Origin of the sequence: Mesorhizobium sp. AA22 (assembly GCF_001672375.2) — a bacterium.
GTDB lineage: Bacteria > Pseudomonadota > Alphaproteobacteria > Rhizobiales > Rhizobiaceae > Mesorhizobium > Mesorhizobium wenxiniae.
The window spans coordinates 5,389,240-5,412,942 of sequence record NZ_CP048406.1; the positions used below are offsets into that span (position 1 = coordinate 5,389,240).

The 23,703-nt window shown below is 61.8% G+C and carries 26 protein-coding genes and 1 pseudogene; 6 read left to right on the forward strand and 21 right to left on the reverse strand.

What is annotated here, in order from left to right:
• Positions 1-73: 73 nt before the first annotated feature.
• The 3 genes from A9K68_RS25760 to A9K68_RS25770 form a co-directional block, all read right to left on the reverse strand.
• Positions 74-901: an MBL fold metallo-hydrolase gene (locus tag A9K68_RS25760; RefSeq protein ID WP_065006186.1), complete on the reverse strand. Its 828-nt coding sequence runs from the start codon at positions 899-901 to the stop codon at positions 74-76.
• A gap of 193 nt (positions 902-1,094) precedes the next feature.
• Positions 1,095-1,979, reverse strand: a complete 885-nt coding sequence (locus A9K68_RS25765) for a cyclase family protein (protein WP_348640694.1) — start codon at positions 1,977-1,979, stop codon at positions 1,095-1,097.
• Between the two features lie 229 nt (positions 1,980-2,208).
• Positions 2,209-2,715, reverse strand: a complete 507-nt coding sequence (locus A9K68_RS25770; protein ID WP_065006297.1) for a glycosyltransferase — start codon at positions 2,713-2,715, stop codon at positions 2,209-2,211.
• A gap of 151 nt (positions 2,716-2,866) precedes the next feature.
• Between A9K68_RS25770 and A9K68_RS25775 the strand changes: the two genes are divergently transcribed.
• Positions 2,867-4,021 (forward strand): PA0069 family radical SAM protein, encoded by a 1,155-nt coding sequence (locus A9K68_RS25775; RefSeq protein ID WP_065006185.1) that lies wholly within the window; start codon positions 2,867-2,869, stop codon positions 4,019-4,021.
• Positions 4,022-4,175: 154 nt separating this feature from the next.
• Positions 4,176-4,871 (forward strand): ribonuclease HII, encoded by a 696-nt coding sequence (locus tag A9K68_RS25780; RefSeq protein ID WP_029355520.1) that lies wholly within the window; start codon positions 4,176-4,178, stop codon positions 4,869-4,871.
• Positions 4,872-5,145: 274 nt separating this feature from the next.
• Here A9K68_RS25780 and A9K68_RS25785 read toward each other — a convergent pair whose 3' ends face one another.
• From A9K68_RS25785 to A9K68_RS25840, 13 genes and pseudogenes are all read right to left on the reverse strand, one after another.
• The gene (locus tag A9K68_RS25785) at positions 5,146-5,637 is read right to left on the reverse strand and encodes a F0F1 ATP synthase subunit B (protein ID WP_065006184.1); all 492 of its coding nucleotides are present in this window, start codon (positions 5,635-5,637) and stop codon (positions 5,146-5,148) included.
• 10 nt (positions 5,638-5,647) lie between these two features.
• Positions 5,648-6,247, reverse strand: coding sequence for a F0F1 ATP synthase subunit B (locus A9K68_RS25790; RefSeq protein ID WP_065006183.1), 600 nt, complete (start codon positions 6,245-6,247; stop codon positions 5,648-5,650).
• A 76-nt stretch (positions 6,248-6,323) separates the two neighbouring features.
• A complete protein-coding gene (locus A9K68_RS25795) occupies positions 6,324-6,548 on the reverse strand; it encodes a F0F1 ATP synthase subunit C (RefSeq protein WP_023799397.1) in 225 nt (74 codons plus the stop codon).
• Between the two features lie 78 nt (positions 6,549-6,626).
• Complete coding sequence (locus tag A9K68_RS25800; protein ID WP_029355511.1) at positions 6,627-7,385, reverse strand: F0F1 ATP synthase subunit A; 759 nt, start codon at positions 7,383-7,385, stop codon at positions 6,627-6,629.
• Positions 7,386-7,456: 71 nt separating this feature from the next.
• Positions 7,457-7,855, reverse strand: a complete 399-nt coding sequence (locus A9K68_RS25805) for an AtpZ/AtpI family protein (protein WP_065006182.1) — start codon at positions 7,853-7,855, stop codon at positions 7,457-7,459.
• Between the two features lie 242 nt (positions 7,856-8,097).
• Complete coding sequence (locus A9K68_RS25810; RefSeq protein ID WP_065006181.1) at positions 8,098-9,282, reverse strand: cell wall hydrolase; 1,185 nt, start codon at positions 9,280-9,282, stop codon at positions 8,098-8,100.
• A gap of 278 nt (positions 9,283-9,560) precedes the next feature.
• Positions 9,561-9,809: pseudogene (locus A9K68_RS25815) on the reverse strand (ribosome biogenesis GTPase Der); the annotation flags it as partial.
• A 2-nt stretch (positions 9,810-9,811) separates the two neighbouring features.
• Positions 9,812-10,702, reverse strand: a complete 891-nt coding sequence (locus A9K68_RS25820) for an SDR family NAD(P)-dependent oxidoreductase (protein WP_065006179.1) — start codon at positions 10,700-10,702, stop codon at positions 9,812-9,814.
• Positions 10,699-11,478 (reverse strand): hypothetical protein, encoded by a 780-nt coding sequence (locus A9K68_RS25825; protein ID WP_065006178.1) that lies wholly within the window; start codon positions 11,476-11,478, stop codon positions 10,699-10,701. The genes A9K68_RS25820 and A9K68_RS25825 overlap by 4 nt, the downstream gene beginning before the upstream one ends.
• Before the next feature lie 10 nt (positions 11,479-11,488).
• Positions 11,489-12,076, reverse strand: coding sequence for a protein-S-isoprenylcysteine O-methyltransferase (locus A9K68_RS25830; RefSeq protein ID WP_065006296.1), 588 nt, complete (start codon positions 12,074-12,076; stop codon positions 11,489-11,491).
• 159 nt (positions 12,077-12,235) lie between these two features.
• Entirely contained in the window at positions 12,236-12,820 is a 585-nt protein-coding gene (locus tag A9K68_RS25835; RefSeq protein ID WP_065006177.1) for a hypothetical protein, read from the reverse strand.
• Positions 12,821-12,962: 142 nt separating this feature from the next.
• The gene (locus A9K68_RS31910) at positions 12,963-13,103 is read right to left on the reverse strand and encodes an ABC transporter (protein ID WP_082982116.1); all 141 of its coding nucleotides are present in this window, start codon (positions 13,101-13,103) and stop codon (positions 12,963-12,965) included.
• Between the two features lie 198 nt (positions 13,104-13,301).
• Positions 13,302-13,898: a L,D-transpeptidase gene (locus tag A9K68_RS25840; RefSeq protein ID WP_029355497.1), complete on the reverse strand. Its 597-nt coding sequence runs from the start codon at positions 13,896-13,898 to the stop codon at positions 13,302-13,304.
• Positions 13,899-14,086: 188 nt separating this feature from the next.
• Between A9K68_RS25840 and A9K68_RS25845 the strand changes: the two genes are divergently transcribed.
• Positions 14,087-14,842 carry a glucose 1-dehydrogenase gene (locus A9K68_RS25845; RefSeq protein ID WP_065006176.1) on the forward strand — a complete coding sequence of 252 codons (756 nt, stop codon included), beginning with the start codon at positions 14,087-14,089 and terminating at the stop codon, positions 14,840-14,842.
• A gap of 247 nt (positions 14,843-15,089) precedes the next feature.
• On the opposite strand, the gene der is transcribed toward A9K68_RS25845, so the two are convergent.
• Positions 15,090-16,523 (reverse strand): ribosome biogenesis GTPase Der, encoded by a 1,434-nt coding sequence (gene der / locus A9K68_RS25850; RefSeq protein ID WP_065006175.1) that lies wholly within the window; start codon positions 16,521-16,523, stop codon positions 15,090-15,092.
• 3 nt (positions 16,524-16,526) lie between these two features.
• The gene (locus A9K68_RS25855; RefSeq protein WP_065006174.1) at positions 16,527-17,192 is read right to left on the reverse strand and encodes a tetratricopeptide repeat protein; all 666 of its coding nucleotides are present in this window, start codon (positions 17,190-17,192) and stop codon (positions 16,527-16,529) included.
• A gap of 206 nt (positions 17,193-17,398) precedes the next feature.
• Between A9K68_RS25855 and A9K68_RS25860 the strand changes: the two genes are divergently transcribed.
• Positions 17,399-18,394 carry a polysaccharide deacetylase family protein gene (locus tag A9K68_RS25860; RefSeq protein ID WP_065006173.1) on the forward strand — a complete coding sequence of 332 codons (996 nt, stop codon included), beginning with the start codon at positions 17,399-17,401 and terminating at the stop codon, positions 18,392-18,394.
• Between the two features lie 57 nt (positions 18,395-18,451).
• Here the strand turns inward: A9K68_RS25860 and sbmA are convergent, their stop codons facing one another.
• From sbmA to A9K68_RS25875, 3 genes are all read right to left on the reverse strand, one after another.
• Entirely contained in the window at positions 18,452-19,726 is a 1,275-nt protein-coding gene (gene sbmA / locus A9K68_RS25865) for a peptide antibiotic transporter SbmA (RefSeq protein WP_065006172.1), read from the reverse strand.
• 122 nt (positions 19,727-19,848) lie between these two features.
• Positions 19,849-21,009 (reverse strand): YbfB/YjiJ family MFS transporter, encoded by a 1,161-nt coding sequence (locus A9K68_RS25870; protein ID WP_065006171.1) that lies wholly within the window; start codon positions 21,007-21,009, stop codon positions 19,849-19,851.
• A 105-nt stretch (positions 21,010-21,114) separates the two neighbouring features.
• Complete coding sequence (locus A9K68_RS25875; protein ID WP_065006170.1) at positions 21,115-21,339, reverse strand: hypothetical protein; 225 nt, start codon at positions 21,337-21,339, stop codon at positions 21,115-21,117.
• Positions 21,340-21,436: 97 nt separating this feature from the next.
• On the opposite strand from A9K68_RS25875, the gene A9K68_RS25880 reads away from it, so the two are divergent.
• Both A9K68_RS25880 and A9K68_RS25885 read left to right on the forward strand, forming a co-directional pair.
• Entirely contained in the window at positions 21,437-22,351 is a 915-nt protein-coding gene (locus A9K68_RS25880; RefSeq protein ID WP_065006169.1) for a LysR substrate-binding domain-containing protein, read from the forward strand.
• 83 nt (positions 22,352-22,434) lie between these two features.
• Complete coding sequence (locus A9K68_RS25885) at positions 22,435-23,691, forward strand: aminopeptidase (protein ID WP_065010117.1); 1,257 nt, start codon at positions 22,435-22,437, stop codon at positions 23,689-23,691.
• Positions 23,692-23,703: the final 12 nt, after the last annotated feature.

The following is a 23,703-nucleotide window of genomic DNA, read 5'->3' on the forward strand; positions in this document are numbered from 1 at the left end:
TTTCGCGACAGCGAGTGTTTCGAGCGAGGTGGAACGGAGGCCGCGCGCGGCGGAGAAGATCGCGACGAAGCGATCAAACCCCGTCGAGAATGATGATCGTCGGCCGGTCGGGCAGGGTCTTCAGCGAAACCGTCAGCGACCGGCCGGAGAGGAATTCCACCGCGAAATCGTCGCCCATCCTGCCTGTGAATTCGCTGATCGCGGTGGCATGGCGATGCATCGGCAGGATCATCGAGGAATAGAGCCGCGCGGTGATTTCGGTCATCCGGTCAAGCGACAGCGTCATGCCGCCGTCGATAGGCACCATAAGGATATCGAGCCGACCGATGGCGCCGTAATGCGCATCCTCCAGCCGGTGGTGCAGATGGCCGAGATGGCCGATGCAGAGTCCCGCCACTTCGAAAATGAATATGGAATTGCCGTCCTTGCCGAGATCGCCGCCATTACGGATATCCGTGGGCACGTTGCGGATGTAGACATCGTCCACGACAACGGCGTGGCGCGCCGGACCGCCGTCTGGATTCCAACCGCGCAGCACATGTTCGATGGCGGGATCCGGATGGTCCGAATAATGGGTGCGGTGGGCCTTGTTCATGGTCACCACGCGCGGCAGCGGGTCGGCGCCATAGACGCCGGAAAAGTCGGTGGCGATCCTGACGCCAGCGGGCGTCTCGATGATGTAGGTCGAATGGCCGGCATAGGTGATCGTAACGTCGCCGTCGACGAAAGCCTCGGCCAGCAGAGGCGTCTGCGCCTTTGGCGCTGTGAAGCTGGCATAGGTGGCCGACGGCAGCGCTTCGGCGATCGCAACGCATCTCGATGGCGGCGGCTCTTCCTGGGCCGGCGCGGCGAACGGCCAGAAAGCCAGGGTCAGCAGAACGGCAGCAGATGGGCGGAGCATGACTGCCTCCCGTGGCAGGATCGGCGCTCATGCTACGATAACGCTAGCAATTGTGATGGCTATCGTCGGGACAGTCACGTTTTCGCGAGCGCCGGAGGGGTTGGTAGTCTGGACCTTTTGTCCCGACTTGCGCGACAAATCGCGCGGAATGGAACCCGCCATGGCTCGGCCTCCCGACTGACATCGCCAGTGATCAGGGCGTCGGATGGAAGACGCCGTTCTCGTCGCGCTTGAGCGGTGCGGTTTGCCGGGAAAGCGGCACACCAGGCGCTTCGGTGACCGAAACGCCCTCCGTCCAGTCGGCGGGTGCAATAGCGATGTAACGCGCATATCCGCCTGACCCGCCGAGCGGCTTGGCAAAGCCGATTGTGACCAACGCCCCGGCCTCTGGCACCTTATCGAGATTTGCAACGCCTTCTGCCTGCGTGAAATCGTTGTGAAGCAGCCAATGTTCGCCTTCGAGATTGGGCGTGGTGTCGGTGTCGAGCGGCTCATGACCATGAAACAGAATCTTCCGCTCCAGATGCAGAAACTTCAGCGCGTTCAAACTGACGCCTGGAAACGGCTTCTGGTTGAAGCGGGCGGCATCGGACCATTTCTTGTGCCAATCCGAACGCACAAAGACGACCGAACCCTCCGGTATGCGGCCGTGCTCCTTTTCCCATTCTTCGATGTCAGCGACCTGGAGGTGATAGCCTTCGTCAGTCTGCACCTTGCCGCTGATGTCGATTACGACGAGCGGCCGCACGGCATAAGTGGCCGGCAGGTCGCTGATCGTTGCACCGAGTGGGTTCCAGTGGGAGGGCGGATCGAGTTGCGTGCCATACTGGTCCGTCGTCAACTCGTAGGCGCTCGCGACGAACCCATGCTTGTCGTAGGTGAACTCTTCGCCGGCCTTGACGTAGCCCTCGATATCCTTGCCGGCGACAGCCGGTTTGAACTTGGCATTTGCGAAGCCTGGCCATACGGGCTGCACCGGCTCGAAGGCATGGGTCAGATCGATGTACTTGGCCGATTTGAGCGTGTTCTCATAAACCGACCAAAGGGACGATTCCTGCGCCACCGCGATCGCTGGCACTGACCAAGCGGCTCCGAGTAAGGCGATACGAACGAATTGAGATACATTCATCTGCAATCTCCCCTAGACGTCGCCGAGTATCGCGAGTTTCCCGCAGGACGACAAGCATATGCATTCCTCGCGCCAATACGGCTTCCACCAAGCCGCTTTCCGCCCACGGCTTGAGCGCCGCCTCATCCCAGCGGAGGACGCGCTCTTCCCTCGTCCGCTTACCGGAGAGGGACGCCCTTCACTTCACCGGCGCCACCCAGATCTCGGCGTCGAGCCTCTTGGTCGCGAGGCCGCGCGCGATGGCTTCGGCGCTGCGGGCGTTTTTCGACATGGCCGCGGCCTGACGCTTGCTGATCACCAGCCCTTCGGCCAGTGCCCGGTTTCCCGAAAACACCCGCGACAGGAACGGCACGCGGCTGCCGCGCGCCCGCGAGAACCGCGCCGGCATGGTTTGCCTGGCTGTGTGGGCGACGACCTCGTCGATCCAGCCCTCCGCCAGCCGTGCGCCCGGCTCCAGCAGCAGCAGCCAGTCGCCCTTGGCCTGCCTGATGCCGGCAGCAATGCCACCGCTCGCCACATAAAGGCAACCGGCATGTTCGGCAACGCGGTGCGTCTGGTCGGTCGAGCCGGTGTCGCAGACGATGACATCGCGCACCACGCCCTCGACCGCGCCGCCGATCAGCGAGGCGAGCGTGCGGGCAAGTCTTTCCTCGTCATTCAGGGTCTGGATGAGAACGCTGAGCATCGTTAGCCGAATAGCGGAAAGCCGGGCGCAGCGCCAGTTTTTGCGTCGCATCATAAAATTGTTCTTGATTTGTTCCAGTAAACGAAATAGGAATAATTTCATGAACAGAGCGATTCGACAGCCAGCCGACAGTCCCTGGGAGAGGGCGAAAATGGAACAGATCGTGCGTGCCGACATTGCAGCCTTCGGAGCAGGAAGAGCCGAGATGGCCAATGCGATGATCGAACAGAGCGGGATGCGCGTGCGTCCGGAGCGCAATCGCGGCCGTTCCGCGGGCATCAATCCGTCCGGGCGGTTCGAGCCGGTCAGCCGGCATGTCTTCGATGACGGCTGGAATTCGCTGGAGGAGTTGCCGCCGTTCAAGACGGAGGTGCAGGTCGAGAAGCCGCGCACCATCATCACCCGCAACGAATCACCCGATATTTCCTTCGACCGCTCGATCAACCCCTATCGTGGCTGCGAACATGGCTGCGTCTACTGTTTCGCCAGGCCTACGCATGCCTTCATGGGGCTGTCGCCGGGGCTGGATTTCGAATCGAAGCTGTTCGCCAAGCCGGATGCGGCGCGCATGCTCGACAAGGAACTGTCGAAGGACGGCTACCAGCCGCGCACCATCGCGATCGGCACCAACACCGATCCCTACCAGCCCATCGAGAAGCAGTACCGGATCATGCGCGAGATCCTCGAAGTGCTGGAGGCGCGCGGCCACCCGGTCGGCATCGTCACCAAATCCGCGCTGGTGACGCGCGACATCGACATCCTGTCGCGCATGGCCGAGCGCGGACTGGCCAAGGTGGCGCTGTCGGTGACGACGCTCGACCGCATGCTGGCGCGCACCATGGAACCCCGCGCCTCGACGCCGAGCAAGCGGCTGGAGGCGATCAGGCGGCTTTCGGATGCCGGCATTCCGGCCTCTGTCATGGTCGCACCGATCGTCCCTGGCCTGACAGACCAGGAGATGGAGCGCATCCTCGATTCGGCCTACGCGGCGGGCGCGCGTGAGGCGGGTTACGTCCTGCTGCGGCTACCGCTGGAGGTCGCGCCGATCTTCAAGGATTGGCTGCTGCGCCATTATCCCGACCGCTACCGTCACGTGATGTCGCTGATCCGCTCGATGCGCGACGGCAAGGATTACGATTCGGAATGGGGCAAGCGCATGAAAGGCTCTGGCCCGTATGCCTGGCAGATCGGCCGGCGCTTCGAGATCGCCGCCAAACGGCTTGGCCTCAATGCCGAGCGCCGGTCGCTCAGGACCGACCAGTTCGTCGCTGCGGCCAAGGCAACCGAGCAACTGATGCTGCTTTGAAGGCATCATGTGCCGCAGCAGCCGGCGGCACATGGAAAAATCCCGTCCGGCCTGTCCTGTCCCCGGGCTTGCAGACGGTGCCCTCCGGGTCCGGTGCCTCACCGCCCCGGAGGGGCTTGCGGAGAATCGGAGCCGATGCGAACCTCGCCGCAACATGGCTCGCGCGCGTTCTGATTCTCCGCTTCTCTTCGAAATCGTCGAGAGACCCGATTTCTCCTTCGAGACGAAGGCGATGGCCGAAGGTCTGTGGCCGGTGGCGGGAATGGACGAGGCCGGCCGCGGCCCGCTCGCCGGGCCAGTCGTCGCGGCAGCGGTGGTACTCGATCCCGCCAACATTCCCGATGGTCTCGACGATTCCAAGCGCCTCAGCCATCTGCAGCGCGAGGCACTGTTCCTGAAAATCCTCGGCTCCGCTCTTGGCGTGTCGATGGCCTCGGTCAGCGCGGAAGGCATCGATGGCAGCAATATTCTCAAGGCCAGCCTCGAGGCGATGCGCCGCGCTCTGGTCGGGCTCTCGGTGCAGCCAAAGCTGGCCCTAGCCGATGGCCGAGACGTGCCGCCCGGACTGCCATGCGAAGGAAGAGCGCTGATCAAGGGCGATCAACGCTCGCAGTCGATCGCCGCCGCCTCGATCGTCGCCAAGGTGATGCGCGACCGCATGATGTGCGGCTGCGGCAGCCATCACGCGCATTACGGGTTCGAACTGCATATGGGCTACGCCACGGTCCGCCACCGCACCGCAATCGAGATGCATGGACCGGTGGCGCGGCTGCACCGCGCGTCCTTCGCACCGTTCCGGCTTGGCGGAACCGAAGTGCTCGATGAAGAGAGCCTTTCCGGCCTGGACTAGCGAAAGCGGTGGCTAATCTCCTCCCTTGAGGGGGAGATGGCCGGCAGGCCAGCGGGTGTCGCCGCGCGTGAAGCGCCGACCTTCTCTTTCATCCGACGTGTTATCCGATATGACGTCGCGACGCTGAGGCGACCCCCTCTGTCGCCTTCGGCGACATCTCCCCCTCAAGGGGGGAGATTGTGCGCTCGACCGTTTTCGCCAATCTCCACTGTCGCCCAACAAAAAAGCCGCCAGGTTTCCCGGGCAGCTTTCGATGGCTTCTGGATGAAGTCGCTTAATTCAGCTTGGACTTCACTTCCTGAAGAGAGGCCTTGAACAGGTCGGCGCCGGCCTTTGCGTCAATCTTGCCGGCGAGCAGCGTGCGGGCGGCTTCGACGGCGATATCGACGGCGCTGGCGCGCACCTCGCTGATCGCCTCGCGCTCGGCCTGACCGATCTTCTGTTCGGCAAGCGCGGTGCGCCGGGCGACATAGTCCTCGGTCTTCTTGTGCGCCTCGGCAGCCAGCATGTCGGCCTCGCGCTTGGCGGCGGCGACGATGTCGGCGGCCTCCTGCTCGGCTTCCTTGCGCTTGCGCTGGTATTGACCGAGCAATTGCTGGGCCTCCTCGCGCAGCCGGCGCGCTTCTTCAAGCTCGTTGCTGATCTTGTCGGCGCGGGCGTCGAGCGCCTTGGCGATCAGCCTCGGCACCTTGATGTAGACGGCAATGGCCAGGAAAATGACGAGGGCAACGGTGGCCCAAAGCGTCGCGAGTGATGTGGCGTCCATGATGCGCTCCTCACCGGGCCACGGATTTGACGGCTGCCGCGATCTCGGCCTTGCTGGCCTTGCCGCCGACAAGCGCCTCGACGATGGCCGAAGCAGTGTCCTCGGCGATCGTGCCGACCTCCTTCATGGCATTGGCCTTGATGGACGAAATGCGAGCCTCGGCTTCGCCAAGCTTCTGGTCAAGCGCTTCCTCGACCTTCTTGCGGGCGGCTTCGACTTCCGCCTTGGCGGAATCGTTGGCCTGCTGACCGATCGCATTGGCCTTGGCCTTGGCCTCCGCCAGCTCCTGCTCATAAGCGGCAACGGCGGCATCGGCCTCGCCCTTCAGTCTGGCGGCATGATCGAGATCTTGGGTGATGCGGTCGTTGCGGACATCGATGATGCCGCCGACACGCGGCATCACCACCTTCTTCAGGAAGAGGTAGAACAGCCCGAAGGTGATCGCCAGCCACAGAAGCTGCGACGGGAATGTCGCCGGATCGAATGGCGGGAACACGCCGTGCGCCTCGGCAGGCACGCCGGTCCCGGAATGCGTATCACCTTCCGTGCCGGTATGGCCGCCTTCAACGGCGGGCGCGGACTCTTGCGCAAAGGCAGATGTCACGAACATGGACTATCCCCTGATATCAAGCCTGCCGCCGATTGCGGCCGGCCCGTCCAATTCCCAATCTTAGCCGAACAGGGGCTCAGCCGAACAGGGCCAGAAGCGCGATGAGAAGGGAGAAGATGCCCAGCGCTTCAGTCACGGCGAAGCCGAAGATCAGGCGGCCGAACTGGCCATCCGCAGCCGACGGATTGCGCAGCGCGCCCGCCAGATAGCTGCCGAAGATGTTGCCGAGGCCAATACCGGCGCCACCCATGCCGAGGCATGCGATGCCGGCGCCGATGAACTTTGCTGCTTCTGCTTCCATTTGTTCAACTCCTTTGGATCTAAAATTCCGTTGCAATTCCATCCGGCAGCAATGCCGGAAACTCTTGGCCAGCCTGGGTCAGTGCCCGGGATGCAGGGCGTCGTTCAAATACATGCAGGTCAGCACGGCAAAGACGTAGGCCTGCAGGAAGGCGACCAGCAATTCCAGCGCCGTCAGCGCCACGGCCATCGCCAGCGGCAGGACCGATCCGGCAACGCCGAGCGTGCCAAGCGCGCTCAAGCTCACCACGAAGCCCGAGAACACCTTCAGCGTGATGTGGCCGGCCAGCATATTGGCAAAGAGACGAACCGAGAGGCTGACCGGGCGCGAGACGAAGGAAATCACCTCGATCAGCACCACCAGCGGCAGCAGGTAAATCGGCACGCCATGAGGGACGAACAGTTTCAGGAAACCGAGGCCGTGCTTCATGAAGCCGTAGACGACGACAGTTCCGATCACCAGCGCGGCAAGGCCGAAAGTGACGATGATGTGGCTGGTGACGGTGAAGAAATACGGGAAAAGACCGAGCAGATTGGCAACGAGCACGAACATGAACAGCGAAAATACCAAGGGGAAGAACTTCATGCCTTGGGTTCCGGCCGCGTCCCTCAGCATGTTGCCGACGAATTCATAGGCCATTTCGGAGACCGACTGAAGACGGGTGGGAACGAGGCTGCGGCTCGAGGTGGTGAGATAGAGGAACGCCGATGCGACGGCGACGGTCGCGACCATGAAGAGCGCCGAATTGGTGAAGGACAGGTCGTAGCCGCCGATCTCGATCGGAATCAGCTTGTTGATATGGAACTGGTGGATCGGATCGACCTTGTCAGCAGCCACTTTAAATCCCCATCAAAGCCGCACGCGGCTTTAGCGTCCTGTTCACTGCGCCGGCAAGCGGCGCCTCAAGTTCATTCTTTCGGATCGCGGGTTTTGTCGCCCTGTCCGAATTCCGCCATAAGTCCCGCGGAGCGCAGGACATTGAGAACGCCGGCGCCAAAACCCAGCAGCAAAAAAACGATCAGCCCCCATGGCGAGGTCCCCGCCAGACGGTCGATGATCCAGCCGAGACCAGCGCCAACCACTATCCCGGCGATGAACTCGCTGGATAGCTTGAGCGCCTGGCCATATCCGGCCGCACTGCCCGCTTTCGCGTCGTCTTTCCCCTCGAGCCGGCCCGGCCGCCTTGTCGCAAGCGATGCTTCAAGGTTGCGCCGGCGGCGCTCAAGATCGTCGTCGCGGATGTCGGCTTGACGCTGTTTGCCGCGGCCGGTTTCTCCGGTTCCGTCTGGCCCGTTGTTGTCGGCCATCGCAACCCCCTTGCCAGGTCAGATCGTCGCCGTCCGTCCGCTCTTAAGTCGCCGGCAACATAGTTAGAGGGTCCGCGCCCGTCAAGCCACGGGTGGGACTTCAGCCTTAAGTATTTTCCCTATTTAAATCAAGCGCTTGCCAGGGTGCGACATCGTGCCCGCTACCGTCGTTGGCGTGCCGCGAGCGAATCCCTCCGGCAACGGGTGCTCGATCGGCCGCGCCCGGGGCCTTGCCGGAGCGCTCAGCTCCAGCCGCCGCCATAGGTGCGGTAAAAGATATGCAGGCCGATCTTGGTCATTTTTTTCATCGTTCGCGCCCAACCCGGGTTGACGTAGTTGGCGTAGTAATGGGTCGACGATCCGACTTCCGGGATGAAAATCTTGCCGGCAGTGACCGCCATGGCGATATCCTGCGCGGTCTTGTAGTGGGAAGGGCTCTGGATGCGCTTCTTCCTGCCGTCGCAAGCGAAGGAAAACTGGCAACGGTTGAACCATTTGTCGTTCTGGTAGACGACGCCGCAGATCGAGTTCGGATAGGCCGGATTGCGAACGCGATTGAGGATGACCTGGGCGACGGCGGCCTGGCCGCGCACGGATTCACCGCGCGCCTCGAAATAGATGCCGTTGGCGAGGCAAGTCTGTTCCGGCTTGGAGAAGACGCTCGCCGGCAGCGGAGTTTGCATCCACGAATGATCGCCCTTGGCCACCGGCGGAATGAAACGGCCATCGTTCGGCTTCTCGTCCTTAAGCAAGGCCTCGAAGGGCGAAGCCTGCGCATAGTCGGGCGCGGCCGCTGCGTAGGCGGTCGCCAGGACGTCGGGGCGATCGTTGTTGACCAGTGCGGCCAGCATGGCCGGCACCCCAGGATCCGGCTTCTTGTCGACGCGCCTATGAAACGCGGCGGCAATCTGGATTTCCTTGCCTTTGATCTCGGGCTTGGCGAAAGCCATCTTCAAGCCGCTGTCCATGCTCGGGCGAAGCAGCGAGGAGGTGCGCTCGAAAATCGAGCCGGCGTTGAAGTTCTTCGGCGGCGCGACCGGTGAGACGATGATGATGCGGCCCTTCTTGTCGGCGCGCATGATGCGGTCCTCGTCGGGCGTCGTGCTGGCCACGCTGCCCTTGCCGCGAAACGACACGGCGCCGACGCCGGGCAACCGCACGCCGGAACCGGAGATCGAGCCGGTGGTGTCGGAATCGAGGAAAGGCATTTCGGCGGCATGGACCGAGCCGGCGACGGATTTCTCGACATAGGCGTTCCAGCGGGCATTTGGCGCCTTGAGGCCCGAAATCAGGCTCGTCATGTCCTGGTAGGCAATGACATTGGGAAAGCCGACCCAGATGCCAAGTCCAATGACCAAAGGAGACAGAAAGGAACGTTTTTTCTCACCGGCGACAGCGACAAGCCGCTTCAGAACACGTCGATGCACGGAACTCTCCAGAAACGCAACTGACCCCACTGGAGAGGCACAATGATGCATTAACCTTGATGGGGCGTTAACAGGTTGGATCGTGTTTTCCTGTCGATCCCCCTGTCGATCTGAAGTCAGGCGCTTTTGCGGCCATGTTCGGGCCGAAGAAAGATCGGCCAGGCGATCAGCGCGCAATAAGCCGCAGCCAGCCAGACGCCGGTCACGACCAGATGACGACAAGCCCGAAAATGCGAGGCATGAAAGCTGAAGAAAGTGGCTTGATGACGAGACAGCGCTCAGCGGCGTTTTTTCGCCTTGCCGGCGAACGGATTTTCCGAGGTGCGCAAGGCGATGCGGATCGGCACACCTGGCATGTCGAAGGCTTCGCGCAGGCTGTTCGAGAGATAGCGGACATAAGATTGCGGCATCGCGTCCGGCCGTGAGCAGGACACGACGAAGCCTGGCGGGCGAGTTTTGGCCTGCGTGACATATTTGATCTTCAGCCGGCGCCCCGCCACTGCGGGCGGCGGATGATGCGCCAGGATGGTCAGGGGATAATTCCCCGAGGGCCGCGGCGTAGCTGGATCTGGCGGGTACCGCAGCATTTCTTGAACTTCATACCTGAACCGCAAGGACATGGATCATTGCCGCCGCGTTGCAGCCGGGCGATCAGGGGCAGCATCGCTGCGGAAGGCAGGAGCGCCGCCGCAAGGGCAGCCAACTTGGCCGAGATTCCCGGTACGACGAGACGACGACCGGATTTGAACCCTCGCCACGCACGTTCGGCCACATACTCCGGATCCACCTTGGGCAAGATGTTGAAGAGCACCGTCTGATAGGCGCCTGACCTTGCGAGAAACTCCGTCGACACCGGGCCCGGTGCCACGCATGTGACCGTCACGCCGGTTCGGCGCAACTCCTGATGAAGCGCCTCTGAGAAGAAGCGCACGAAACCTTTGCTAGCGAAGTACAGAGCCATATAAGGCCCGGGAACGAACCCGGCGACAGAACTGAGATTGAGCACCCCACCCCGTCGGCGTGCCATCATTCCCGGCAGAAAATGGAGGGTCAGTTCTGTGAGGGAATGTATGTTGAGATCGATGATGCCGAGTTGACCATCAACAGGCAGCGCCGTCACCGCGCCGCGCAGGCCATAGCCGGCGCTGTTGACCAGGACATCACAGACCAGGCCGTGTGCGGACAGAAAGCCCTCCAGGCGCGTTGGCGCATCGCCTGCCACGAGATCCAACTCGAGCGTGAATGCCTCGCCACCCCCCTCCCGAACCTCAGCCGCCGCGGCGGCCAAACCCTCGGGCGAGCGGGCAACCAGCACAACCGCGCCGCGCTCCCGTGCAGCGACGCTCGCAATTGCCCGGCCAATTCCACCCGAGCCGCCAATCACGACGACGGCTGGCCGGAATTCACCGTGCGAAATCATGTCGCGTTCCTCTGTCTTGCAGGAGCGGCAACATTTTGACCGAGCAGCATCACTTCATTGGCGACAGTGCCGTTCAGAATCTTTTCAAATCTCTCCAGTGCTCGTGCGACGTTTGCTCCATCCATGACCCGATGATCGTAGTGGATGCGGACATTCACCGATCCGTCTTTTTCGATCGGACCGTAGTTTAGAAGCGTGGTCAATGGTGTCAGCGGGTTGAGTGATTCCGCACCGAGACCAGAATAGACGGACAGTTGGAAGGTACCGAAGTAATTTGCCCTTTGCCGGCCGATGTTCAACCCTAGCCACATAAGCAGCCACCTGACTGGCGCGGGCGCACCTGCCATCCGCAAGGCACGCCGGAACTCCGGGACCTCCAGGATAGGCCGTGATCGAGCCGCGTGGATGGATTCCTCAAGTTGCGTGATAGAGTAGCGCTCCGGGCACTTGATGCAGCTCAGCAGAACGGCCGGCTCGCCATTATATTCGCGCTCGTGGGCAATCGAGGCTACGCTTGCCGGATACTCGTAAAGCTGCGGCCAGGGCAACTTGACATAGGCGCGTCGTAGGTCCGGCACCTCTTGGGCGAGAAGCGCGTATCCCTTCAGGAAGATCGCGGTCCATGAGGGCCTGGTCTGCTGCGCCATTCTAGCCCTTACGAGTGGGCCGAGGTTCATCTGACGCTGCACCGCGACCCGTGGCACGCCGATCGAAAACCTCATCAGATCGCCAACAAGGCGCCGGGGCGCCGAAAGCTTGAGGGCTCGGCCTCGCATCAAAAGACCTCTAGTAAAGATAAGGGACTATTCGCTTGGTCTTTTCCATATAGGCACGGTATTGCGAGCCGAAATTCTCCAGCATCATACGCTCTTCCTTATCCACTCTCAGCAGGAAAAGCACTGCGAAACCGATCAAACCGGATATGCCCGCAACCCAGTTCGGCAGCAGAAAGACCTGGCCGAGCCCCATAAGCAGGAACGAGGTGTACATCGGGTGACGGACCAGGGCATATGGCCCGGCGTTGACCAGTTCATGCCGTTCGCGAATCTCGAGCGTAATCGACCAGTTACGGCCAAGTTCCCTGTGGGATAGACGAAAAATCCACAGCGCAGAGCAGAAGATGATGGTTCCGAGCGCCACGGACCACGCGCTGGCCGGATGGTCAGCCGCTGCGGGGATGCCGGTGGCGACATAGAAGCCAGGCAGGATCGCGAGGCCAAGGAGGGCCGATGCAAGCCCGACAGTGTCGGAACTTGAGCGGCCGCCAGCTACAATTCGAACGCGCCTTGCCCGGCGCTCGAAGGGATACCGGATCACGTACCAAGCAACGATGCCGATCACCCATATGATCTCGCCAAGTGAGGCTACAGCAATGGTCACTTCAGGTCACCGGAGCCTTTTCTCGATCTGGGACCACGACAAGCTGTCGCAACGATGTCACCGTCCGAATTGTCGACCGATTGACATTCAGAGCGCGTTCCTTTCGGACTTAACCGGGCAATGAGACGCGAAAGCGGTTTTGCCAATCGCATTTCAACCCCCGTTCATCTCCCGAAGCTTGGTTATGAATTGTTGCGGCCGGAGCCAGGTACCGGGGGTCTTATACCCCATGGATCTGGCGATGTCCGCTACGAATGCGTTGCAGTTGTAGAGCGAGGCGTGCCAAAGCGGAGAACTGGCCTGCAACTTTCGTATGCTCGCGACGACTTTCCTATATTCGGCTTCGGTAAGTAAAACTCGCCAGCTTGCCGACCGGTAGGCATCTTCCAGGTCGCCGTCCGTCCACCCGGTCGAGGCTGGCACGGGCGCCAAATGGCCGAGAACATAGACATTGGGATCATCGGACTTCGGAGCGAGCCCCGCGACTTCGGGATTGACCATCCGTCCCGCCTGGTTCAATTGTCCAAAAATCACGTAGGAATGGCCGTAGGTAAGGGCGTATCGGGAGCGGAACTCGATGAAATGCCGCTGGGCCGCGCGCGCCGGCATCGCCGCGGTTTTCAGTGCCCGATCATTGGACACAAAAGTCGGCTGGGGCTTGTTGTCCTGCGACTGACATGACGCCGCGACAAGCGCGAGCAGGGCCACAATTGTTGAACGGCCACTTACAAGCGTCATCTCATCCACAACTCCGAGGACCGCAGACCTAGTGCCAGCCTATGCCCGCCAACCGCAGGCAGGCTGCGAATCCGGCCTTGGCCCCTGCATATCGATGGGGAAGGGCCCAGCGGCCCTTCCCCAAATCACCGAAAGCCGGTGCTTATTTAATCACTGGCTCTTCTACGGCAGCGGGTTCCGGCGGAGGAGCCTTCCCCTTTCCTTTACCGATCCAGCCGTTCGCGCAGCCGCTCAGGCTGGCAACGGCGAGGGTAGCAACCATTACAATCAACATCCTGCTCATCAAGCAATCCTTTCCCCGGGGGCGGAACAGCCTATAGAATCGCCACAAATAAAACGATATGCAGCCCCGCCAAGTTAGCTGCGATCTACACCAACGCCTAGTGCAGAAATGACACAGTCGGCGCCCGGTTGCAGGCGGCACCTTTGCGGTGACGTGCCGGCAGGGCTCACCATCCAACGAAGATCAGGCCTGCCACCATCAAACGACCACCACCGTCGTGCCCAAAGGAGTACGGTCGTAGAGGTCGATGATGTCGTCATTTGTCAAACGGATGCACCCGTTCGATACCGCTGTGCCTATCGTCCATGGCTCGTTTGTACCATGTATCCTGAAGTGGGTGTCGCGCCCGTTGCGATAGAGATAAAGGGCACGCGCACCAAGCGGGTTGTTTGGTCCGCCAGGGACCCCCCCTGCATACTTCACCAGGCGCGGCTTGCGCCTCATCATGTTGGCGGTGGGTGTCCACGACGGCCAGTCCGCCTTGCGGGCGACGGTCGCTGTACCCTTGAACGAAAGTCCCTGCTCCCCGACGCCGACGCCGTAGCGCGTCGCCCACCCGTCGCCCTCGACGGCATAGAGAAAACGTTGCGACGTATCGACGACGATCGTTCCAGCCGGCTCGTTTCCGTCGTACCGCACATGCTGCCGTCGGTAACGGGGACTGAGGCCACTTCTTGGTCCGAACGCGGATGAAATCGGCTCCGTCACCTGTCGTAATGTCGACGTACATCCGGAGACCATCAGAGCCAGACTACCCAGCACGAGCCCGCGGCGCGCAATGTGGTGTTCTTCCATTTTTACCTGCTAGGAAACTGGTCAATCTACCCCGCCCTCGTCTCTACCATTCCAGGGCCTGCGGGCCAAGTCTCGCTGTGTGGTGGCGAAATGAATTCACAGGATTGACAAGCGAATTGGAGCAAAACTTCTTGCGATAACCGTCTGCCTCTGTTCGGTTATGCCACAATGGGCATAGGACAGGGACGATGAAGGCTGACTTCCATGGGAAAGTCGCGATTGTGACCGGTGCAGGCTCCGGAATAGGAGCGGCTGTTTCACGGCAACTCGCGCAAGAAGGAGCCGAGGTTGTTGTCGCCGACCTTGATGCCGAGGCCGCGCGCTGCATGGCCGCCGAAATAAACGCGCAAGGAGGCAGGGCCTACGACTTTGCGGTCGATGTCACGGATGCGGCAGCCGTCGAAAAGTTGATCGAGTTCACTGTCCAGAAATGCGGCGGACTGGATATGGCCGTAAACAATGCAGGTATCGACGGCATTCGAAAAGCAACGGCAGACTATCCGCTCGACAACTGGCACAGGCTGATAAACGTCAACCTAAATGGCGTTTTCTACAGCATGAAGTACGAAATCGCCGCCATGTTGGATCGAGGCGGAGGCGCCATCGTGAACATGTCCTCTGTTCTCGGTTCCGTCGGCTTGCCAACTGCGTCCGCTTACACGGCAGCAAAACACGGGGTCGTTGGACTGACCAAGGTTGCGGCGATCGAATATGCGAGGATGGGCATCCGGATCAATGTCGTCGGCCCCGGCTGGATCGAAACGCCTCTTTTATCGGAGCAAACGGAGGTATTAGCCAGCCGGCGCATGGCAGGTCTTCAGCCGATGGGCAGGCGCGGCAAACCGGAAGAGGTAGCGGCTCTTGTGTGCTTCCTGTTGTCCGATCAGGCCAGCTTTATCACTGGGAGCTACCATCTGGTGGACGGAGCCTACACCGCCCATTAGGTGCAGTGGCTGTCCCCACTGGCTACTGTCAGGGTGATGACGCCGCAGATCGCCGGGCTGCCCGCACTGCCCGAGATGGCGCTGTCCCCGCGTCGCAAGGAAGGCCGAGCCAGACCCGGTGGCGGGGCGACTTGCCGACATCCTGCTGCAGGTTGCGGTGGAATCGCTTGCCCGAAAATGTGCAGGCGCTGCCCGCGAGCCCGCCTGCGAAGCGTAGCCTGATGCTGGCGCCCAGAAGACGCAGCGCTCAGCGGCGTTTTTTCGCCTTGCCGGCGAACGGATTTTCCGAGGTGCGCAAGGCGATGCGGATCGGCACGCCTGGCATGTCGAAGGCTTCGCGCAGACTGTTCGAGAGATAGCGGACATAGGATTGCGGCATCGCGTCCGGCCGCGAGCAGGAGACGACGAAGCCCGGCGGGCGCGTCTTGGCCTGGGTGACATATTTTATCTTCAGCCGGCGGCCTGCCACGGCGGGTGGCGGATGATGCGCCACGATGGCTTCCAGCCAGCGGTTGAGCTTGCCGGTCGAGACGCGGCTGTTCCACACTCTGTGCGTTCTGATGACGGCATCCATCAGCTTGTCGAGGCCGCGCCCGGTCTCGGCCGAGACCGGCACCGCCTGCATGCCGCGCGCCTGCGGCAACAGCCGCTCGGTTTTCTCGCGCAGTTCCGCCAGGAGTTCCTGAGGATGGTCGATCATATCCCATTTGTTGAAGGCGATCACCGGTGCGCGGCCCTCGCGGATGATCAGGTCGGCGATCTGCAGATCCTGCTTCTCGAAGGGAATGGTGGCGTCGAGCACGATGATGACGATCTCGGCAAAGCGGATGGCGCGCAAGCCGTCCTGCACCGACATCACTTCCAGCTTTTCGTGAATCCTGGCCTTGCGGCGCATGCCGGCGGTGTCGAACAGTTTGAGGCGGCGGCCATGCCAGTCCCAGTCAACGGAGATGGAATCGCGGGTGATGCCAGCTTCCGGCCCGGTCAAGAGCCGCTCCTCGCCGATCAGCGCGTTGATCAGCGTCGATTTGCCGGCATTCGGGCGGCCGACGACGGCGATGCGCATCGGTTTGGTATCGTCATAGCTCGGCTCGGCATCCGGATCGGTGATGTCCTCGCCGATCAGCACCTCGCTAGCGGCGGTCTCCTCGTCCGCAACCTCTTCTTCTTCGCCGAAGGCGCGCGCCTCGCCCAGTGCGGCGATCACCGCATCGCGCAAATCGGGCAGGCCCTGGCCGTGTTCGGCCGAGACCGGGATCGGCTCGCCAAGGCCGAGTTCCCACGCCTCCAGCATGCCGCCCTGGGCGCCGTGCGCCTCCGCCTTGTTTGCGACGACGACAACCGGCTTGCCGGACTTGCGAACGATTTCGGCGAAGGTCTTGTCGTCAGGCATCAGCCCGGACTTGGCATCGATCGTGAAAAAGATCAGGTCGGCTTCGCGGATGGCGATCTCGGTCTGGGCGCGCATGCGGCCCGGCAGCGTTGAAGCAGCAGCATCCTCGAAGCCGGCAGTGTCGATGACGTCGAAATGCAGATCGTAGAGCTTGGCGGCATGGACGCGACGGTCACGGGTGACGCCTGGCGTGTCGTCGACAAGCGCCAGCTTCCTTCCCACCAGCCGATTGAAAAGGGTCGATTTGCCGACGTTAGGCCGGCCGATGATGGCGACTTTGAACGTCATCCGTCACGACACGCCGCCCGACCCACGGATCAGCTCGGACATCAACGTCGCCCGCTCGCGCGCGTTGCGCGGGGCGCTGTCATCCGAGGCGATCTGGTCGAACAGTTTCAGTGCGTCCGTCGCCTTGCCTTCCTTCCAGGCGGCAAGGCCGAGCGCTTCGCGCGCCGTGTGGCGCAGCGGATTGGTATCAGCGGTGAGCGCCTCGACGCGGCTCGAGACATCGGCGAACGAACCGTGGTCGACGAGCAGCAATGCTGCCCTGAGGCGCGCCATGTCGCGAAGGCCTGATGGAATGTCCGTGTCGGCGGCGACCTCGTCGAAGTCCTTGACGGCGGCGGCGACATCGCCCTTATCCGCCTTGACAGTTGCCGCGCGCATGCGGGCGAGCAACGGATAGGCGCCGTAGCCATCCTTCTCCAGCTCAGCGAGGGCTGCCAGCGCTTCGTCGCTCTTGCCCTCATTGGCAAGCTTCAGCGCCTGCGAGAAGGCGTCGCCCGAGCGATTGGCGCGGGTCTCGTCCCAATAGCGATAGCTGACAAAGGCGGCGGTGCCAACCACCACCAGTATCGCGAGCGCAAGCAGGGCAGGGCCAAAACGGTCCCATAGCGCATGCGCCTGATCGCGCCGCATCTCTTCGTTGACTTCGCGGATAAAACTGTCGTCCGACATGGATCAAAACCATTCCTGCCCCTGAGGGGGGTACATGAGCCCCGCGTTTTAGCGAAATTTTGTCGGCATGGAAGGGGTTCGACCGGAAAATCGGCTAGTCGCCGGACAGGCGATGTAAAGGACGACTGAAAAGGGCGACCGCACCCGCGCCACATTTCGCCGATAGCTGGTGCTCGAACCCTCCTCACAATCCAGATCAGAGATCGATGCCTCGTTTGTCCCGCGTTGTTGCGTTCTCGATTGTGTCGCTTGCTGCGGCGGACGCTGCTGTCGCCGATCCGCCAGCGCCGGTAACGCCGAAGCAGGCCGTCATCATCTCGTTCGACAGCGCCCGCGATATTTCGCAATGGAAGCGTAGCCGCGCGCTGGCCGCACGCACCGGCGCCCATTTCACCTATTTCGTGTCCTGCGTCTTCTTGCTCTCGCCGGAGACGCGCAAGGAATACACGGCGCCCCGCAAGACATCAGGCAAATCCAATATCGGCTTCGCCGCCTCGAAACAGGAAGTCGCTGACCGGCTCGAGCAGATAGACCTCGCCGTCTCGGAAGGTCATGACATCGGCAGCCACGCTTGCGGCCATTTCGACGGCAAGGACTGGAGCAAGGCCGACTGGCTGAGCGAGTTCGGTTCGTTCAAGCGCATTCTCGAAAACGCCTATTCGATCAACGGCATTGCGCCAGAACCCGCAGGCTGGCGCAAGATCGCGCGTAAGGCGGTCGGCTTTCGCGCGCCTTATCTGTCGGCGAACAAGGCGCTCTACGAGGCGCTGCCAAAGGCGGGCTATCTGTTCGACGCGAGCGGTGTGGCGCGCGGCCCCGCCCGACCGCGTACCGTGAGCGGCATCACGCGCTTTTCGCTGCCGCAAATTCCGGAAGGTCCCGACACAAGGCGGGTGATCGCGATGGATTACAATCTCTATTTCAGGCATTCCGGCGGTTTCGAGCGGCCGAGCAAGGCGGAGGAATTCGCCGACCGGACCTATGACGCCTTTCGCGCCGCCTTCGACGCCCAATACCAGGGAAAACGCATTCCGCTGGAACTCGGCTTCCACTTCACGCTGATGAATGACGGCGCCTACTGGAATGCGCTGGAGCGCTTCGCCGGCGAGGTCTGCACAAAGCCCGATGTCGAGTGCATCAGCTATCGCGACTTTATTTCACGGCGACGTGACGGCGAAAAGCGGGCGTCGGTGGGCGGCTGAACCGGAAGCGGGCGTCGGTGGGCGGCTGAACCGGAAGCGCTCGCCGCCCGCTACTCCTCAACTTACCGGCTGATCTTCAGGGCGCAAGCCGGCTCGCTCTCGCTCCAAATAGTCCTGGTCGATTTCCGGTAGCGGCGCGCCTTCAAGCGTCGCCTCGAACGCGCGCAGGCGCTTGTAGATGGATATCAGCTCGACGATGGTCGGCCAGGAATTCACGAGATATTGGAACGAACTGGCGACTTGGGAAAACGCGGTGACAATTTGCTGAAAAATCCCAAAGGTTATCTTACCAATAGCTAAGGTAGGAACAAGAATGAGGGTAGCGAAAACGTTGTCAACTTGGAGATATAGATAGCGAACCATGTCGAAGTAGACATAATGAGCGTACAACGTGAAGTAGTTCTTCCGAACATTTCTGAAAAGCTCAGCCAGCGTTGGTGGCTGAGCTCGTGCCGTATCGTCCTCACCAAGGACAAGCTCCTTGCGCAGAGCGGCTTCAACACGCTGATTACGAAATTCCAGCCCGGGTAGCTTGATGCCGACCACGGCTAGCAAGCTGGTGCCGAACAGCGACCAAGCGATCGCCGCGATGACCAGCGGATAAGGGATTGCTCCAACTATGGGGAGAGTTTGAACGTGAACGGAAAGGGATGCCAGCAAGGGTAGGAACGCGATTAGGGTCATAACCGAATCGATGAAGTTAACACCCAGCCCCTGCATCGTGCCGGAGAACCGCATCGTGTCGTCCTGAACGCGCTGCGACGCCCCTTCGATATGGCGCAGCCTCGGCCAATAAGCGGTAAAGTAATCGTTCATCGCCGTGCGCCAGCGGAAGACATAATGCCTGACGAAGAAAACATTCAGAACGGCAATGCTCATATAAACCAGAGCCAAAGACAGGAACTGCCACACTCCGTAGTAAAGCTCGGCCGGCGTAACGGATCCAGGCGTGGTAAGCGCCTTCTGCACCATGTCGTAAAACATGCCACGCCAATCATTTAGCGCCACGCTTATCTGCACAATGAAATTGGTGACGAAAATGACCAGGCCGGAGCCAAGGATCGACCAGTTTTGCCAAGGATGTGGGGCATACAGCGCCCAGAAAAGATAAAATAAAGCGATACCCGCGAAAAAGTACCCGTAAAACCAGAGGAATGACGGCACCAGGAATCTCAATGGGCTTATGATAGGCGCCTGCGGATCGACCGGCGGCATGCCAAGCATCGTGCCAAGGTGTTCGCCGCCCAAGAACCACAGGATGACGAGCAGAAGGCTCCATGCGACGGCCGAAATGAAGAACAGCTTCGGCTGCGGGAAGAAGGATACGAACACGGTGGGGAAATCCTCGGTCGATGCGCAAATCAGCGGCGTTGCTGTTCAGCGGGCATAAGGTCACACATCGATCGGAATGAAAATGGCCGGTGCGCGATGCCCGACCCCGAGCAAGACCACAATCATGGCGATTTTGGCGCAGCCGACCACGTGATCGCGCCTGAGACAAGCAGGACGGCGGCGGCCATGATCGATGCGAGGAAGAAGTCGCCCGAGGCTTGCGCAAGCAGCCCGGCAACGATCGGACCGATGATCTGACCGAGGCCGAACGAGGCCGTCATCAACGCTAGGACCCGGCGTGGCGCTTGCGGGGCAAGCTGCCTTCCGGTCTGCAGGCCGAGCGCGGTGATGGCGATGAAGGTCCCGCCAAGCAGAAACCCGCCGAGCAGCGGCCCAATTTGTCCGCCGACGGCGACGCTCGAGGTCACACCGACGACCTCGACGAGGCACCCGAAGGCATAAGCCTGGTAGAGCCCGATCTTTCCCGCAATCTTCTGCCAAAGCCAGACCGAGGGTATCCCGGCAAGGCCGGTGACCATCCAGACCATGGCTTCGAAGACGCGGCTTCCGCCGCCCTGCCGGACGATGGCGACCAGAAATGTCGCCGTCACGATATAGCCGAAGCCGAACAGCCCATAGGCGACAATGATCTTCACCAGCGACCGATCCTTCGGCAGCGCCGGTTCGCGACCATCGGCTCCGTTGGCGGTCGCAGTGCTGCCGAGCAGCAGTGCCACGAGGGCAAAGGCGCCGGCTGAGATCACGGCGGACCAGAACCAGCCCGCCGCCCAAGCGGCTTGTGCGGTGACGAGGCTTTCCATCAGCGCCGAGGACGCCGCTATGCCGAGACCGACGCCGCCGAAATGCAGCGCCTGCAGGTCGTTTCGGCCGGCCGCGGCCAGATGGCCGAAAACGATGCTGGACATGAACACCAAGACAAAAGCGCTAGCCAGACCGGCAAGAAACCGGATGACGAGAAACGCCGCCATCGTTTCGGCCAGGCCCATCAGCCCGGTGAGGACTGCGGTGGCGGCAAGACCAGCCAGCATCAGCAGGCGCTCACGACCGTGCGCCCAGCCGCCGACGGCCGCAAGTGCACCAAAGAGATAGCCGAGATAGTTGGCGGATGCGATCCAGCCGGCATCCGCCGGCGACAGGCCTAGTTCCTCCATCATGCCGGGCAGGATCGGCGTGTAGACGAAGCGGCCGATGCCCATGGCAACGGCCAGGGCAATCATGCCGGCGAAGGCGAGACGCAAAGGGGATGGCGAGGCGGCTTTCATTGCAGTGCACAATAGGTGCACGAGCCTGTCAAACAATCCGCTTGTGTTGGGCCAGGACGGCTCGCAACGGCTGTTGGCAGGTGTCCGCCGCAGAGGGCCGGACCGCTAAATCTGTTTCATTAGCCGCAGGCGACCTGTGATGCCCGTCTCGTAGGCAGTGCGCCGGGCCGTCAGCCTGAACGGCACGTCAGCGAGTTCGCGCTCCGACATGGTGTCGAGCACAGGATGCGACAGCGGATCGGTCGCCCATCGGGTGGTCTCACTTTCATGCGACCGGCTTTGCCGCGCGCCGGCAACGGAAAAGCCCCTGAACAATAATAAAATCTTCATCGGATTTTCCTCGATAGGTCTGGCTGTTTCCTTAAAATCTGCCCTTCCGCCGTATGTTTCAATTGAGATTTCAATCGTGTCGGTTTAGAAAAACTGTATGGCCATGCTGAACCGCGTCCACCTCAACGGCCTGCGCGCCGTGGAAACCGTCGCGCGTCTGGGATCGCTTTCGGCTGCGGCGAGCGAACTCAACGTGTCCGCTAGTGCCGTCAGCCAGCAGGTCAAGCGGACGGAAGAGCAACTCGGCCAGGCGCTGTTCGAGCGAACGGCAAGTGGTCTCGTGCTCACCGAGTTCGGCGCCGTCTTCGCCGCCCGGCTCGGGGCAGGGTTTCGCGAACTCGCCCAGGCGATAGCGCTCGCCGACAAGGCATCGCAATGCACGCTGGTGGTTTCGGTGGCGCCGGCCTTTGCGTCGAAGTGGCTGTTACCAAGACTGTCACGCCACTTCGCCCGGCATCCGGACGTGCTTTTGCGCATCGACGCCTCAGTGCGGATCGCCGATCTCGACCGCTCCGATATCGACATAGCCATCCGCCTTGGCGACGGCAAATGGCCGGGCGGGCGCGCGGAACTGCTGCTGGCGCAGGAGGTCTTCCCGGTCTGCGCCCCGGTGATCGCCAACAAACTGAAATCGATCGAAGACCTCGCCTTGACGTGCGCGATCACCGACGAAAGGTCGATGATCACTTGGGAAAGCTGGTTTGAGGCCGCCGGGGTAAAGCCGGTGACCTTCCTTAAAGGCGCGCGCTTCACCGACCCGATGCTTTGCTTGGAATCGGCGATCGCCGGACACGGCGTCATGCTCGGCTGGCAATTGCTGGCCGCCGACGCGCTTGCCGACGGCCGCCTTGTCGCGCCCTTCGGAGTCCGCGCCAAAAGCGGGCTGGGCTACTGGCTGGTGACCTCCGCCGCCAAGACCGAAAGCCGCAAGGTCAGGGATTTCAAGATCTGGATCCGCGAGGAAACAGCGGCAACGATGGCGCAATTCGGGTCGCACACCAGCGCGAACTGAACCTGCCCCGTGCAATCGCGGTGGAAAGCTCAGGGGCGGCGATCTATGTAGGAACCAGACCCCACATCGCGACAGGCAGGATCATGACCACACATTCGCGCGGCGTTTCCGCAACGATCGACCCGGTGAAGCTCGATAGGCTGGCCGAAGTCGCCATCAAGGTTGGACTGCAATTGCAGCCGGGGCAGGATCTGGTGCTGACATCGTCGATCGCAGCGCTGCCTTTGACGCGACGGATCGTCGAGCATGCCTACAGAGCCGGCGCCGGCCTGGTGACGCCCATTTTCAATGACGACGAGATGACGCTGGCGCGCTTCCGCTACGGGGCCGATGCCGGCTTCGACCACGCCGCCGGCTGGCTCTATGAGGGGATGGCGAAGGCCTTCGCCAACAATGCGGCGCGGCTTGCCGTGCGCGGCGAGGACCCCATGCTGCTGTCGGCACAGGATCCGGCCAAAGTAGCGCGTGCCAACAAGGCGAATTCCATCGCCTACCAGCCGGCGCTGGAAAAGATCACCGGCTTCGACATCAACTGGAACATCGTCGCCTATCCCGACCTGGCCTGGGCCAAGCAGGTGTTTCCGGGCGATACCGACGACGTCGCCGTGGCAAAACTCGCCGACGCGATCTTTGCCGCCTCGCGGGTGGATGTGGAGGATCCGATCGGCAACTGGACGGCGCACAATGCGGCACTGAAGAGCCGGACAGAATGGCTGAACGGCCATAATTTCCATGCGCTGCATTTTACCGGGCCGGGAACTGATCTCACCGTCGGGCTGGCGGACGGCCATGAATGGATGGGCGGCGCTTCGACCGCCAGGAACGGTATCACCTGCAACCCAAACATCCCGACCGAGGAGGTCTTCACCACGCCGCATGCCAGGCGCGTCGAGGGGCATGTCTCCTCGACCAAGCCGTTGTCTTACCAAGGCACGCTGATCGACGAGATCTCGGTGCGCTTCGAGGAAGGCAGGATCGTCGAGGCAAAGGCTTCGAAGGGCGAGGACGTGCTGAAGAAGGTGCTCGACACCGACGAGGGTGCGCGCCGGCTCGGCGAGGTCGCGCTGGTGCCGCATTCCTCGCCGATCTCGGCGAGCGGCCTGCTGTTCTTCAACACGCTGTTCGACGAGAACGCCGCCTGCCACATCGCGCTCGGCCAGTGCTATTCGAAGTGCTTCGTCGACGGCGCCTCGCTCAGCCAGGAGGAGATCGGGACGCGTGGCGGCAACAAGAGCTTCATCCATATCGACTGGATGATCGGTTCGGACAGGATCGACATCGACGGCGTCGGCAAGGACGGCAGCCGCGTGCCGGTTATGCGTAAGGGCGAGTGGGCGTAAGGAGCCGCCAAC